At 38.9% G+C, this 14,512-nt stretch carries 12 protein-coding genes and 1 pseudogene; 10 read left to right on the forward strand and 3 right to left on the reverse strand.

Going from position 1 to position 14,512, the window contains the following annotated elements; all coding sequences use genetic code 11:
* The 3 genes and pseudogenes from tnpA to speFL all read right to left on the reverse strand — a co-directional run.
* On the reverse strand, window positions 1–164 hold a 164-nt coding region (tnpA, locus tag L5M10_RS21715; RefSeq protein ID WP_411569281.1), incomplete at its 3' end, for an IS66 family insertion sequence element accessory protein TnpA.
* Window positions 165–240: 76 nt separating this feature from the next.
* A pseudogene (gene speC / locus L5M10_RS21720) lies at window positions 241–1,838 on the reverse strand (ornithine decarboxylase); the annotation flags it as partial.
* A gap of 321 nt (window positions 1,839–2,159) precedes the next feature.
* The gene (gene speFL, locus L5M10_RS24240) at window positions 2,160–2,276 is read right to left on the reverse strand and encodes a leader peptide SpeFL (RefSeq protein ID WP_100199882.1); all 117 of its coding nucleotides are present in this window, start codon (window positions 2,274–2,276) and stop codon (window positions 2,160–2,162) included.
* 470 nt (window positions 2,277–2,746) lie between these two features.
* Here speFL and L5M10_RS21725 point away from each other — a divergent pair, with 470 nt between their 5' ends.
* The 10 genes from L5M10_RS21725 to L5M10_RS21770 all read left to right on the forward strand — a co-directional run.
* Complete coding sequence (locus L5M10_RS21725; protein WP_131525388.1) at window positions 2,747–3,289, forward strand: YbhB/YbcL family Raf kinase inhibitor-like protein; 543 nt, start codon at window positions 2,747–2,749, stop codon at window positions 3,287–3,289.
* A 24-nt stretch (window positions 3,290–3,313) separates the two neighbouring features.
* The gene (locus L5M10_RS21730; protein ID WP_263255898.1) at window positions 3,314–4,072 is read left to right on the forward strand and encodes a helix-turn-helix transcriptional regulator; all 759 of its coding nucleotides are present in this window, start codon (window positions 3,314–3,316) and stop codon (window positions 4,070–4,072) included.
* A gap of 49 nt (window positions 4,073–4,121) precedes the next feature.
* Window positions 4,122–4,472, forward strand: a complete 351-nt coding sequence (locus tag L5M10_RS21735; RefSeq protein ID WP_168826089.1) for a YkvA family protein — start codon at window positions 4,122–4,124, stop codon at window positions 4,470–4,472.
* Window positions 4,473–4,665: 193 nt separating this feature from the next.
* On the forward strand, window positions 4,666–6,063 hold the full coding sequence (locus L5M10_RS21740) for a hypothetical protein (protein WP_105250504.1): 1,398 nt from the start codon (window positions 4,666–4,668) through the stop codon (window positions 6,061–6,063).
* A 2-nt stretch (window positions 6,064–6,065) separates the two neighbouring features.
* A complete protein-coding gene (locus L5M10_RS21745) occupies window positions 6,066–7,103 on the forward strand; it encodes an acyltransferase family protein (RefSeq protein WP_105250503.1) in 1,038 nt (345 codons plus the stop codon).
* Window positions 7,104–7,198: 95 nt separating this feature from the next.
* Window positions 7,199–7,804 carry a hypothetical protein gene (locus tag L5M10_RS21750; protein ID WP_263255899.1) on the forward strand — a complete coding sequence of 202 codons (606 nt, stop codon included), beginning with the start codon at window positions 7,199–7,201 and terminating at the stop codon, window positions 7,802–7,804.
* Window positions 7,805–8,372: 568 nt separating this feature from the next.
* Window positions 8,373–9,593: an EAL and HDOD domain-containing protein gene (locus L5M10_RS21755; RefSeq protein ID WP_263255900.1), complete on the forward strand. Its 1,221-nt coding sequence runs from the start codon at window positions 8,373–8,375 to the stop codon at window positions 9,591–9,593.
* A gap of 32 nt (window positions 9,594–9,625) precedes the next feature.
* Window positions 9,626–12,295 carry a hybrid sensor histidine kinase/response regulator gene (locus L5M10_RS21760; protein ID WP_263255901.1) on the forward strand — a complete coding sequence of 890 codons (2,670 nt, stop codon included), beginning with the start codon at window positions 9,626–9,628 and terminating at the stop codon, window positions 12,293–12,295.
* Window positions 12,288–13,538, forward strand: a complete 1,251-nt coding sequence (locus tag L5M10_RS21765; protein WP_263255902.1) for a response regulator — start codon at window positions 12,288–12,290, stop codon at window positions 13,536–13,538. The genes L5M10_RS21760 and L5M10_RS21765 overlap by 8 nt, the downstream gene beginning before the upstream one ends.
* A gap of 802 nt (window positions 13,539–14,340) precedes the next feature.
* Window positions 14,341–14,512, forward strand: a 172-nt coding sequence (locus tag L5M10_RS21770; RefSeq protein ID WP_263238167.1) for a transposase, incomplete at its 3' end; no start/stop codon positions are given.

Consider the following 14,512-nt stretch of genomic DNA (forward strand, 5'->3'; position numbering starts at 1 on the left):
TCAACAAAGCCACCGTCATCATCCTGAAACGCCAACAACTGACGCTTGCGATAACTAAAATATGTAGGAATGATGCCCTGACGTTTTGCAAATTCAGTTTGGGTGAGACCACTTTGGGCTTGCTCGGCAAACAAGGCCAGCCATTGTTCTTTGGTACGGTGCATGATGATTACCCTGGCAGTTGATAATGGCAGACAGGGTAAAGTTGATCAGTTAGGATTGGAATGTGTGGTTGGCGTTACGCTTACGAATAATATTATTTTCCCGTAAGAAGTTAGCCAGAATAGTCGCTGGAATACCAAATTCGGTATATTTGCCAGTTTCAGCATCTATGCCCGGTGTTGTTAATAAGAACTTACAAGGGTCAACAAAGTATTGGCCTTTTTCATAACCTTCGAAGGAGTGCCATTTCTGACCAGGTTCGAATTCGAAGAAGCGTAAGTCATCGGCCATTTGTTCGGTTTCATAGTCTTGCCATAGGCGGCCGTCGATCATTGTTGGCACGAATGGTTTGATATATTTACACTTTTTGAGCAATAGCTTACGTGCTTCGATACCCGCTTTTACCGCTTCGCGCCACAGATAACGACCGCTCGCGCCTTCATGCATTTTCGCGTTTACATCTAGCGCTGCAAATAAAGGATAGAAGGGACTGGTAGAGGCATGCATCATAAAGGCGTTGTTAAAGCGTTTATGGGTGCAATATCTATCTTGGCCTTTGATATGTTTATCTTTTTTATGGATTTGCGAGGTTTGTGAGAAACCCGCCTGCTGTTTATGCACCGACTGAGTCACGATAATGCCTGGATCTTCAGCAGTCAGTTCGAGCAAGAGTGGTGAGCAGTCATTCATCATAGGGATGAACTGTTCATAACCCACCCAAGCCGAGTCGAATAAGACGTAGTCACAAAGATGGCCAATTTTATCAATCACTTGGCGAGCATTGTAGATAGTGCCGTCATAGGTGCCGAGTTGGATTATCGCCAAGCGGAATGGGCGTTTTTCATCGGCTCTTTCTGGCGCGACTTCACGAATTTGCTCTCTTAAATAGGACTCTTGGAAACAGTGGGCATCAATGCCACCAATAAATCCGAAGGGATTACGTGCCGTTTCTAAATAAACAGGTGTAGCACCTGCTTGAATTAATGCGCCATGGTGGTTTGATTTGTGGTTATTGCGGTCGAATAACACGAGGTCGCCTTTCGCTAACAGCGCATTAGTCGCGACTTTATTTGATGACGAAGTACCGTTAAGTACGAAATAGGTTTTATCGGCATTAAAAACTTTGGCAGCGTATTTCTGTGCTTCCAGTGGAGCGCCTTCATGGATCAGTAAATCACCCAGTTTCACGTCGGCATTACACATATCCGCGCGGAAAATTGTTTCGCCAAAAAAGTCGAAGAATTGGCGGCCCACAGGGTGTTTACGGAAGAATTGTCCGCCTTGGTGACCAGGACAAGCAAAGGTAGAGTTACCCATTTCGACGTATTTTTTTAACGTACCGAAGAAAGGTGGCAATAGCGCTTGTTCATATTTACTTATTGCAGTCTCAACCTGTTTTCCGTAGAAGTCAGTGTTATCACCGCAGAGTTCAAATACCCCTGTAATCGATGAGCAAACATCATCAGGGAAGGTTTCTTCACAGCAAACTGAAACGAAAATGGGCAGTTTCAATCCGGTGTTTTTAATCTTTTCAACAATACCATTTCTAACATCATCAACAGAGACGACAGCCGCGCCCACATCGCAAAAATCTGTGGTTAAACATTGACAACTTCTCTGTCGATATCGAAACAAGATCTAACAGATAAGCTAGCGGCTACTTTTAATGATTTCATAGTTAATTTCCCTTTTACTTTATAAAAAATAGATACAAGTGTGCCTATACCTAATTAAAAATATTAATGGTATGAAAATTAGATATAGCTATTCCGTGCGCAGATTAAATGTGGTTATGCCAAAGTTACGAAATAAATATAAGTAGAAATATATTTATTGAGCGTATGAATAGCTTAGCCGCAGTAAAACTGCACTGATAAAAGAATGCTTTGATTAAGGTGTTAGATAATAAACCAAATGAAAACAGTACGATAAGTGTTTGCGCCTATTAGGGCAATAGCACTTTAGACTTGTTAATTGGCCTACTACCTACGCTAAGGTTAGCGGAGGAAGATAAAGGAGTGATCGAAATAGTCACGTTGACTAGGCATCATGATATGCCGTGTGCGCCTGATATGCGCCATAATTTTAGATTTCCTCTTCATATACGACTCCATTATGACTTAGAGAAAACGGTTAGGTTTTTATTACGTAATGAATTTTATATGCGAGTTATAAATAAAATCATGACCTATGTCTTATTTTTAAATAATTAGCACGTCAATTTAACTTAATTTATCGATATTAAATTGAGTCAATCATGCTTAAGTATCTTCATCTAAATTATGAAAGTAAATATTATCAGCATTATTTAAATAATATTATTTGCATAAAATATCTTATTTCAAATATCTAATCTTAATTTAAAGGCTGCTGTAATCATCATTCCGATTTATACCGCATTCCATATTTGCATTGTTATGCAGATATTTTCGTTAAAAAATCATCATCCTGCTTGAAAAATGCAAAAATGATAACTTTTTTCTCACATTTGAGCATTTGGGGCAGAAAGTTGTCGTTTTAGGGCAGATGTTATTTTTTTGATTGACGTAAAGTGAGTCAGGTCGAACATGAATAGGAGATAGACATGAATAAAGGGTGGTTAGGGGCGAGTTTAGTGCTTGGGTTATTCGTTGGACAAGCAAGTGCTATGACATTAACGAGCAAAGATATGAGCGAGGGCAATAAACTGACATCGCAATTAGTGTTTAATGGCTTTGGTTGCCAAGGGGAAAATATTTCGCCGCAACTGACTTGGACTGAGGTGCCCACAGGAACTAAAGCATTTGCAGTGACAGCTTATGATCCTGATGCACCAACGGGCAGCGGTTGGTGGCACTGGGCCGTATATAACTTACCCTTAGCGCAAACTTCGCTCGCACAAGGTGCGGGCTCGCATGTTGATGCACTGCCCAAAGGCGCCATTGCCTTGAAGAACGATTTTGGTACTACAAATTTTGGTGGCGCATGCCCGCCCCAAGGTCATGGCGTTCACAGGTATGAATTTACTGTGTGGGCATTACCCAGTGCTTTAGAATTGCCAAAGGACGCTAGCCCTGCCTTATTGGGCTTTATGCTCAGGGCACAAGCGCTCGGCAACGCCAAGTTGACTGCGGTATATAATCGATAATCCATTGATAATTAGGCTGGTGTCATGATCCGTATGTTTGAATATGATTCGAAGCAGGCACAATCTTTATCTCAAGTCCCTGTACATCAGCCGTCGATTATTCGGGTTATCTATGGTGAAAAGTCTCTGCTCTGGCAAGATGAATCTGTTTTAGTAGGCCAAGGGCAGTTACTGTTAATTTCTGCTGGTTCGCATATTAGCTTTGTTAATCGACCTTTTCTTGGGCGTTATCGGGCGGTGCAGTTATTACTCCCCCACGATTTACCCCAAGGTATTTTATCAAGTGCTACCGATTGGCGTGACCCTATGCCAGTCCAAAACATATCACGCGCTGTGGACTTAGCTTGGAATGCGCTATTACAGAGTTTGACCTTGTCTCTGGCCGATCCTGTTCAACTACATTATTTGGCCGCGTTACTGTTAAGTTTGCCGGATAAACGCAGTGTGAACTGGTTGTATGGACACACCCAACGCAGCGTGACTCAAGCGGCCTTGGCCTTGATGAGTGTGAGTCCTTCGGCGTCATGGCAGCAGGAGGATATTGCCGACAAGTTACACATGAGCACGGCAAGCCTTAGGCGTAAATTGGCCTTAGAAGACACCAGTTTTAGGCAGTTACTGGTAGAAGTGCGACTTTGTCATGGTTTAGCCATGTTGCAGAATTCGAGTGAGCCAGTATTACAAGTGGCTTTGGCCTGTGGTTATCAATCTGCGGAAAAGTTTTCCTTACGTTTTAAGCAACAATTTGGCCTGACCCCTGCGGCTTATCGTCGTACACTGTGAAGTGGCATAGGTGTATACCCAAACAACTTTAGGGTACTGGAGAAATATGATGGCGGATGAGCAATTTACTGACAGCGGATTTTGGAACAAGATCAAACTCTTTAGCCGTCAAGCAGGTAGAGAGGTCATCGAGCGGGCACTATGGCTTTATTATGCAGCGCAACAACCCAATACGCCTAAGTGGGCTAAGTCAGTCATCTACGGCGCGTTAGCATATTTTGTTTTGCCTTTAGATGCGATTCCCGATCTGACTCCTTTAGTTGGCTTTACCGATGATTTAGGTGCCCTTGCCGCTGCCCTGACTATGGTGACCTTATATATCGATGATGAAGTGAAATCCCTTGCAGCGGATAAACTCGCACTGTGGTTTGGAGATAAGCCGAGCGAACCTAAGACTTAAGCCTATTGCGAACGCAATCGCCTAAGTGATGCAAAATTGTGCTAAAAATATGATTTCATTAGGAGTCGTTGATTTGGTTTTGACTGAGATTTTCTGGGGTAAAAATATTTTTTTGCAAATGTTTCACTATTGCTTGATTGCGCTATATGCTAGCGCTGTTTTGTAAACCCCTTGTGTTTGTTTAGGCAGATAAATGAAAAATATTATGGTAGTGATCCTATGGCTTTTAGGTGTCTCTGCCGCTACCCCCGCGTTTGCCGATGAGGCCTCTCCGGAACAACTCGCCCGTCTTTACCTCGATTTTATGGCACAGAATAGTCGCCAGAGCGAAGCTTTGTGGCCTGGTTTTCGCCTTGAAGATAAAGTACACCTCTTTAGTTATGGTGGTAATGTCTGGCTTCGACAGCCTGGTGGCGAAATAATCCAAGATAACAGTGTGTTAGAGTCGGTCAATCTGCACTCTGGTCTATCGGTGAGTTTCGGCTTTCCGCAATATAATGGCCAGCCAGGCGTATTGATCCAGCTCGAAGTGCCGAACATCCAATTTACTCGCGACACTAAGCCAACGGATTTAGCTTTTTTAATCTGGGCGAGCAATGGCTTGCATGAAGCCTTCCATTTTTATGCCCAATCCGAATGGCGAGTATTGGAAGACGGTAAGCGTTATGAGGGTGAGGTCTTTCCGCTCAACTTCGATGCTCGCTATTATCGTTTACAGTTATTTGATGCCTTAATGGCGGCGCTGGCACAACCCGAGCAACAGTCATTACACCTTAGCTATGCAGCCTATTGGTTGCAGCAATGGCGCCAAATTGCGCCGAATGAAGATAGAGTCGGTTACATCAATGATCTTGTTGAAGGCAGCGCTAAGTACGTGGAATTGGCCGCTGGTGCGCGTGTGTTGAGTCAAAATCAAACTTTACTTGGTTATCAGCAAATACTGACAAAATATGTGTATGACTATTATCAACAGCAGAAGATGTGGGTTGGTTGGACGGCTGAGGCGGCAAATATTGGCGCTCTGGCGGGCATATTGTTGGATAGCACTCAAGACCCTTATGTATGGAAAGAGTCGGTCATGTCGGGTATGTTGCCTGTGGATTTACTACTGAACCGTGTAAAGCCAGTATCCCCGTTAGACAAGAAAGACACTAAACAAAAGAAACAGCTGCAGGAGATGCTAGCGTATTACCCTGCCACTCAAGCAAAACTGTCTCAGTTGTTGTTGAATGTGCAGGATCCAAAAGTGCCGTTATTGGTTATGCCGAGCGTGAGCGATAGTAGCAGTTTTATTGATGTGGGTGACGTACGTTCTGGCTTTTATGTAGTGCCCTATCAAGAGGAAATGACTCAAGCTTATTTAGGGATGAGCGCGCAATTTAGTAACTTGTCAGTGAGTGGCAGTCCATTACTCGATGTTCCAGTACAAAATTTTTGTGAGGGCATTGAGGCGGCAACTCTGTTACCTTTAGCATTCCCCTTTCAGCGTGAGGGTCAGTATCTGGTATTCAACGAAGCGGAAGTCCATGGAACTATTAGGGTTTCTGCGAGTGTTGTTGATGGAAGAACCCTCTACTGTGCGATGAATTAATAATGAGAAAAAATCAGCTCGAATTTACCTACATGCGTGGCATTGCGATTATCTTTATCGTGCTTGGCCACAGTATTTACAACTCTGGTGAAGGTTTCCCGCTGTTGCTGGAAAATCTATTGCGTGGTGGCACGGCGTTATTTGTGTTTATCTCGGGATACTTTTTCCATCGCATTTTTTATAAGGATTTCGACTACAGCAAGTTTATGAAGAACAAAGTACAAAACGTACTTTATCCTTTTTTAGTTGTGTCATTGATTGGTCTATTTTGTTTGTGTTTGCGCTGGATATTTATGGAGCATCAGCCGCTCGATAATGTCTTGCTGAGTATTTTTTATACTGTGCGTAACGGTTATATTCTGTATCCGCACTGGTACATTCCCTTCATCATGGCGGTGTTTTTATTCTCGCCGATTTTTTTATGGTTTATCCGTTGCTCGCAGCAGATGCGTTGGACACTATTTGTACTGAGTTGTGTGGTAGCAATTCTATTGCATAGACCTATAGGTAACGTCAATTTCATTCACTCAGTCGTGTATTTTGTACCTTTCTATTTGATTGGTATTTTATATTCGCAAGATGAACATATTGTGACGCGCTTTGGCTCTATTTTCACCGCACTAGCGATGATTTTTTTAGTGGTGAGCTTAGTCGAACAAACTTACATAGTGCAGCATATTGGTAACTATCATAAGGCACCGTTTGATTACAACGGTATCGATTGGCAGTTTATTCAGAAACTTTGTTTATGTGTATTAGTACTGAATTTCTGTGAATGGTTGTCGGGACGAAGTCGTTTGCCTTGGTTAGTCGAAGTCGCTGAGATGAGTTTTGCAATTTTCTTTATTCATCCACTCTTCGATATGCTATTTAACACAGCTGCAACCGTAATGCGTTTCCGCTTTCCACCAGGTTCTGCTGTGACTAGCGTGCTCTTTTCCGCTGGGATTTTCATTTTCATGATGGTAGGCAGTATTATGACGGCTCGCTTTATCAAAAAGCGTCTGGGTAATCGATCGCGTACTTATATCGGCTGGTAATCACTTGGCTTATCATCACTAACACTAGGTGAAATTCAGTTTGAATTTATTTCCTAGTGTTAGGGTGTTTTTCATCTAAAAAAGTGGAGAACATAATGAATCCCAACATTACCCTACCGAGCCTCGGGCTCATCAGTTTGTCTTTTATCGCGTTGCCATCCATCGCCGCTCAAGTTGAGTCGCTATCCACCAAGACGCAGAATACTTTTTTCGCACAAATTGCGGCCCATTGTGGCCAAGCCTTTGCGGGAAAAGTGGTATCGGGTGACAGTGCCGATTCGGCCTTTAGCGGCAAGTCGTTAATTATGCACGTGCGTGAATGTAGCGACACTGAGCTTAAGATCCCGTTCCATGTGGGTGATGACCACTCGCGTACTTGGGTGCTGACTAAAACGCAGCAAGGGCTTAAGTTGAAGCACGACCATCGCCATCAGGATGGAAGTGAAGATGCTGTGACCATGTATGGCGGCGACACTATGAATGATGGGACAGTACAGAAACAGTCATTTCCCATTGATAGGGAATCAATCGATAACTTCGTCAAGAATGGACTAACTCAGTCGATTACCAATGTGTGGCACATGGAAATTACGCCAACGATTTTTAGTTACCAACTCACGCGCGAAAACCGCGATTTCAAAGTCGATTTTGATCTTACCCAGCCAGTAGCATTACCACCCAAACCTTGGGGACACGACTAGTGTTGTTATCAAGCTAGCTCAAAATTGTGTTCATCACCTGCTTATGTTGCCCGTTTATGTGGATAACGACACTACACGGGCTCAGCCTCGCATCAAATCCAGTCAAATCGTTGTGACATCCTCGCCAGCAAACCCTAGTGCGGTAAGTTTTTCGTCTAGTATCACTGCTATGTAATGACGCCATTAACTGGCAATAAGCCAATAAGTCCATTATGTCTAAAAGGATTAATAATATGTTTTTTCTGTTTTAAGTGTTCATTTTACTCATTTTATTTCATTGCGGAATACTAGAATAGCTGTTCATTTAATACTTAATTTTTATGGATAAACAAGATGATCATACCTAAAAATAGGTATTTATGTCTTGGGAATATTTTTTTAAATATTCACCTAAATTAAGTATAAATCTGAGATTTAAGCCGGATTTAATCGCTACTTATATCAATTTATAGTGTAGGCTTGAGAAAGTGCTGTTGAAAGATGATGCACCTAGGTCTAGAATGAAAAATTAAAGGACTGATTCACTAATGATTATAAAGTTAAGTGACCCAAAGGGAAGAGGTGAACTATGCGCTTTTATATGGCAAGACAGCCTATATTGAATAGAAATAAAAACGTTGTTGCTTATGAATTGCTCTTTAGAAATAGCCGGGATAACTATTTCCCACAGGGTGTTACAGACAATGTTGCTACAGCTAAAGTATTTGTAAATAGTTATTTAAGTATGGATCTAGAGGATTTAACTGAAGGGAAGCCAGCATTAATTAATTTTCCATCTCATTTCTTGCGCGACCATTTATTATACATGTTTCCATACAAAAATATTATTGTTGAGGTATTGGAAACTGTTAGCCCAAGCGATGATAACTTTATTTTAATTAAAGAGTTATTTAACTTGGGTTATTATCTTGCTTTAGATGACTTTGTTTATTCACCTGAGTGGGAACGTTTTTTTCCTTTTTTTAAACTTATAAAAATTGATATAATTTCAACGCCTTTAGATAGTGTTTCTCATCTGATACCTAAATTTAGACAGTATAATTTAAAGTTACTTGCAGAGAAAGTTGAAACATTGGAAGAGTATAGGCTCGCTAAGTCACTCGGTTTTGATTATTTTCAAGGTTATTATTTTTATAAGCCAGAACTCATAGAGGGGAGTGAAATAGGTGCTACACAACATTTTGTTATGTCTATTTACAATGAGGTTTTTAAGTCTGATTTTAGTTATAAAAAACTTGAACATTATTTTTCTCAAGATTTAGATCTTACCTATAAATTACTAAGGTATGTCAATTCAAGTCAGTTTGAGCATGTGAATGAATTTACCTCAATTAAGCAGACTATGATTTTTTTAGGTGAAAATAAACTTCGTAAGTTTGTAAGTCTCATTATTTTGGCTGAACTTAATCCCAACAAACCAGTTGTGTTAATTAGTAATACTATAATCAGGGCTCGGTTATGTGAAGAGTTAATATCATTAATGGGATTTCCTTTGTTGAAAGAGTCAGCATTTTTGACTGGATTATTATCTACTTTAGATGCCATTTTAGATAAGCCGATGAACAGAGCGATAGAGCCGCTTCCTCTTGAACAGCAAATAAAGCGTGCTTTACTTAATAATCATGGATATTTAGCTCATTGTTTACAACTTACTCTGGCGTATATGAAAGGTGATTGGGTTACTGTCGATTATTTCATTGATAATTATAATATTGATCCTGAGAGGCTCATCTCTGCGTGTGATAAAGTGTATAGCTGGTTTAATCAGTATAAAAATTCAGTTCAGTAGTAATGAATGCTAGTTTGCAATAAGGACATGTGATGATGAATGATATTGATTTAGACTTTTTTGATTCTTGTGCATTTATGCTATCACCTGAGGGGGAGTGGTTAGGCGAGAATCAAATTTTCTCAAATAATAATTTTTTAAAAAATGCCAAGAAAAAAATAATTCAGCATTTTGAAAAGATTAAACAGAATATCACGCCTAATGAATGCTTAATGATAGGAAGTAACTGTTTAAAGTTTAGCCTATTAAAGATGGCAAATAAAAATTTTATTGTGCTCTGTGTTGTAGAGCATGATGCGTCAATAACAAAAAATTTCGAGTATAGCCAATTTAGGCGTGAGGAGCCCGCGGGTGATGACTCTAGATATCAGCAAATTGCTTCAGATGGTGTTCTTGTCGTAAATAGTCTTGGCAATATTGATTTTATTGGTGGCGGGGTTAAATACCTTTTCCCATATTTACATTTTGATAATTATATTGGCAAGTCATTTTTTAGTTTAATTCAAGATATTGTTAGCTATGAGGTTGTTGGTAGAAATAATTATAGAATTATGAAGTGGTTTAGATATAAATGTGCAACTAATAAAAACATATGTCTATCTTTTAAAACTAAATCAGGGTTGTATTTTGAGTATAGAGATTTCTTCCTTGATGATGGAACTCGGTTTGGGTTAATTATAGATGAATCTAAACGATATGAGAAAGAAAAAGTATTAATAGAGAAATGTTCAGAGCTGGAACAATTGAATAGCTTTCAAAGTGATTTTATTGCCACTCTAGGTCACGAGATTAGAACACCATTAAATGCAGTGCTAGGCTTAATTGAGCTCAGTTTAGGTAATGTAAGGGCACAGGATAAGAAGTTATTATCTGTCGCATTCAGTACTTCAAAACAAGTTTTATTACTCATTAATAGTATGTTGGATTTTAAAAAGACAAATGAGAGTAGTGCAGATGTTAAAAATGACTCGGTAGATGTTAGGTTGTTAGGCGAATCTGTTGTTGATGCGTTTAGCCTTCAAGCAGATAAAAAAGACATTAATTTAGACTTTTTTATGCCATTAAATTTTAATCGCAGGGTTATTTGTGATGAAGTTAAACTAAATCAAGTTATCTATAATTTAATCTCCAATTCAATTAAGTTTTCCAATAAAATTGACTCGTCGATTCTATTAGACGTAGAAGTTCTGGAGCAGTCATTCGAAAATGTAAAACTAAAGTTTTCTGTTATTGATAATGGTATCGGTTTAACTGAAGAGGAACAATCAAAAGTGTTCGGTAAGTATGAGCAGGCATCATCAAATTCTTACCGTCAGTATGGTGGTGTTGGCTTAGGCCTATACATAAGTAAAAGTATATGTCGTTCAATGGGAAGTGACCTTCAGGTTATTAGTCGTATCGGTGATGGTAGCGTTTTCTATTTTGTTATTGATTTTGCTTTAGATAGTCACTTTACGGCACCTGATGTAAGCGGCTCCTATCGTTCTGATATTGATGCTTCAGTAACAGCATATACTAACAGTTCCATTTTTCACGAATCAGTTTCAAGATATTCCAAAGAGCTTGATTTCGAGTTGCTATATTTACCAAGTAATGAATTACTGGAATTTGAAACTGAAAGCTCAATACTTTTTATTGACTTGAATCAAAATGATATTATCTCAAAGAATGAATTTGTAACTAGTCTTTTTACAAGAAAAGAAAGAGTTGCAGAGTTGAGGAGAGTGTCACTTTCTAAGTCTAACTCCGACTACGAAGTGATTTCATATCCACCACTCAGAATTCAATTAGTAACTGATTTCGTTAATGTTAAAAATTATTTGAATATTATTGACGAGCAGGCTTCGGATAGTGCTGATTATAGTAATATTAGTGTGTTAGTTATTGATGATTGTCAAGAAAACTTATTTGTCATCGAAAAGCAGTTATTATCTGTTGGAGTCATAGTTTCCTGTGTTCAAGATCCGATGCAAGCAATTGAGATTTTTAAGACAAATAAATTTAATGTCGTTATTTCTGATGTGATAATGCCAACTATATCGGGCTCAGACCTCATTGGCGTCATTAGAGAAGTTGAAGGATATCGGGAATTAGCGCCATCGATTATTGTGATGTTGACCGCTGATCATGGCGACATATGTAAAGATGAATGTTTGCAGGCTGGAGCAAATCGCGTACTTGTAAAGCCTCTGACGTTGAATGATTTGATTGGCCTTTTAGATGAAGTAAAAGTCACTTTGTCAAATAATGCAAGTTTAAAAAAGTCTACAGTTAAAACTGATAATACTTCTTTTGATAATAGCTTTTTCTGTTGTGATGAAGCACCGCAGGAATTAGTGAATATCTTACAGGTAGTCAACTTATCAGATATATATAACTTTGTAGGTGAAGATATAAGCGATGAAGAATTATCTATTTTTTTAGAGCAATATTACAGTAATTTAATTGTTAAGCGTGAAGCATTAAGGTCTGCAATTGTGGATAATGATCTTCGTATTATTACTGCAATTAGCCATACCCTTAAAAGTAATTCTCTTTACATAGGAGCAAAAAAATTAAATTTATCTTGCCAAGAACTAGAGTGTGTTTCGCATAACAATGCTATTGATTACAAAGTTATCTTAAAATGTTGGCAAGAGGTTGATGATGATTTATTTGCGCTAATTGAGTTTTTTATGCAAAGGAGTAATGCTAGTGGATAGAGTCAATTTTGAGCATATCGTTCTCTATACGAACGACCAAGATAATGATAGATTATTGATAAGTGTTCTAATTCGTCATTTTTCTCGTATTCATGTGATTAAAACGAATGCTGAGCTTGTTGAGCAAATCAAACAATCAACCCCAAAAGTGATTCTTGTTGCTGCTGAAACTTTACAAGAAACTTTACTTATTTATTATGAAGCCATAGAGGAATTGCAGGCTGTAGAAATATGTGAGCATGCTGTTGTTTCTCTTATTCCAAAACATCAAGAAAGAGACGCGTACGAGGCTTATCGTAGTGGAGTGATTAATGATTATTTAATTGCTAGGCCAATGTATGAAGTGCATAGAGCAATTATAATATGTACACATTTATTGCGGGAAATTGGGTTAAGAGGAAAATATAAAAAAGTAGAAGAGTTTGTAAATGTGCAAGATAACTACTCTTCGCATATCAAGGAGATTGTCCTTAAAGGTGTTCAGCGCAAGAAGGATTTAGAACATAGCTTTGAATTAAGTTTGATTGAAATTGAGCAATCATTAGATAAGGCAGAAGCGCACCTTGCAAGTAATAGAACCGCTGAGTTAGATCTGGCTTCATTGAAGAAGATATTATCATTTATTCGTTCTAATGAAATTAGACCAGCTTTGTTGAAACTACAAAGTAAGGCGTTGCACTTACTTGAACTTGTTGTTACTGATGTATCAAATGTGGCGACGGTCGCAGAAGCCCCTTTGCCAGAACAGGAGCATATTGAGGTTAGCAACAAGGCTGCTCCAACCGTGCCTGATACTAAATACACGTATAATCGATTGTATTCGGAGTCAAAAAATTCTCTTGTATCAGTTGAAGTTCCTGTAGTGCCAAAGATGTTAATTGTTGAGGATGATCACATTAGTTTGAATTTAACTATTATGCTTCTTAGAACGTATGCCATTGAACTTGATACATCATTGTCTGGACGTATGGCGTTAGATTTACTTTCTAAGAAAAAATATGACGTTATTTTAATGGACATAAATCTTCCTGATACTAATGGGTTTTATATTATTAACCACATTAATAAGTCTAATGGAATAAATGCAATTACGCCCATTGTTATGTTGACTGGGAATAAAAATAAGTCATCAGTTCAGCAGGCAATAGCTGCAGGAGCTAAAGGTTACATTATCAAGCCACTATATAAGGATTCAATAGTCAAGCTTTTTAGGAAGTATGATATTCCATTGCATTTGCGATAGTTCTATAGACATGGGTTTTAATAGTTCTTGTATATTTTTCTTTTAACCTCACAGGTATGGGCTTATATCCTTACCCGTAATATCTACCTTTTTAGGTATTTAAATTATGGTTTTTTTATGTTTTGGAGGTAGAGGTTTTATGTCAGCATGGCTGATTCAGCACTCATCTTATTGGTGTGTTAGAAATGCGATGTGGTGACTGAGTTCCTAATGATTTACGCCGGGGATTTTGGATTTTCATCGCACTGTGAGCCAGATATGCTGTGCATTTACTTAGGAAATTTACTGTAAGTTAGCAATATATCGCTTTCTATCGTTAATGATTGAACGCTCAATAATCATTTTTAGATACTGTTTGCAGTTTAATATCTGATAGCTATATTTTAGGCATGTATTTGATTTGCATTTTTATGTTGTACATTATTCTTTCGGGTTTTTATTAGATTATACTGATACTTTTTAAGTTATAGTCTTTAGCTTGAATATGATGTTCATCTGTGGAATGACCACCTATTGTTGGCTGGCGTTAGTGCCAATCATAGATCAAGGGAGTCGTTTTGATGGCGCTAGTTGTGATGGAGTTAGGATGGTTGACAATACTGTACATAATCATAAATCTCGGACTCAATATATTATTTTAGCTGTGGCTATTTATGCGCTTGCAGCGCTTGGGTGGATCTTTTTATCCGATCAATTGTTGCTTGTATTTACGGACACTGAAACTGTGCCCCCTGTGTCAGGATTGTTGTCACCCCTAAATAATCATTATGTTTAAAGACAGGGTGCGGCAAAAGAGAACGATATGGCTCGGTATTCACCAGAACGTAAAGAGGCGATCCTTAAAAAATTATTACCTCCTCACAACTTAACGGTCGCAGAGGTCGCTCGGGAAGAAGGCATCGCGGTGCAAACCTTGTATCATTGGCGAGATATTGCCAGAAAAGAAGGTCGCCCCGTGCCAGGTAAAACATTAA

This window comes from Shewanella sp. SM32 (assembly GCF_025654235.1).
Classification (GTDB): Bacteria; Pseudomonadota; Gammaproteobacteria; order Enterobacterales; family Shewanellaceae; genus Shewanella; species Shewanella oncorhynchi.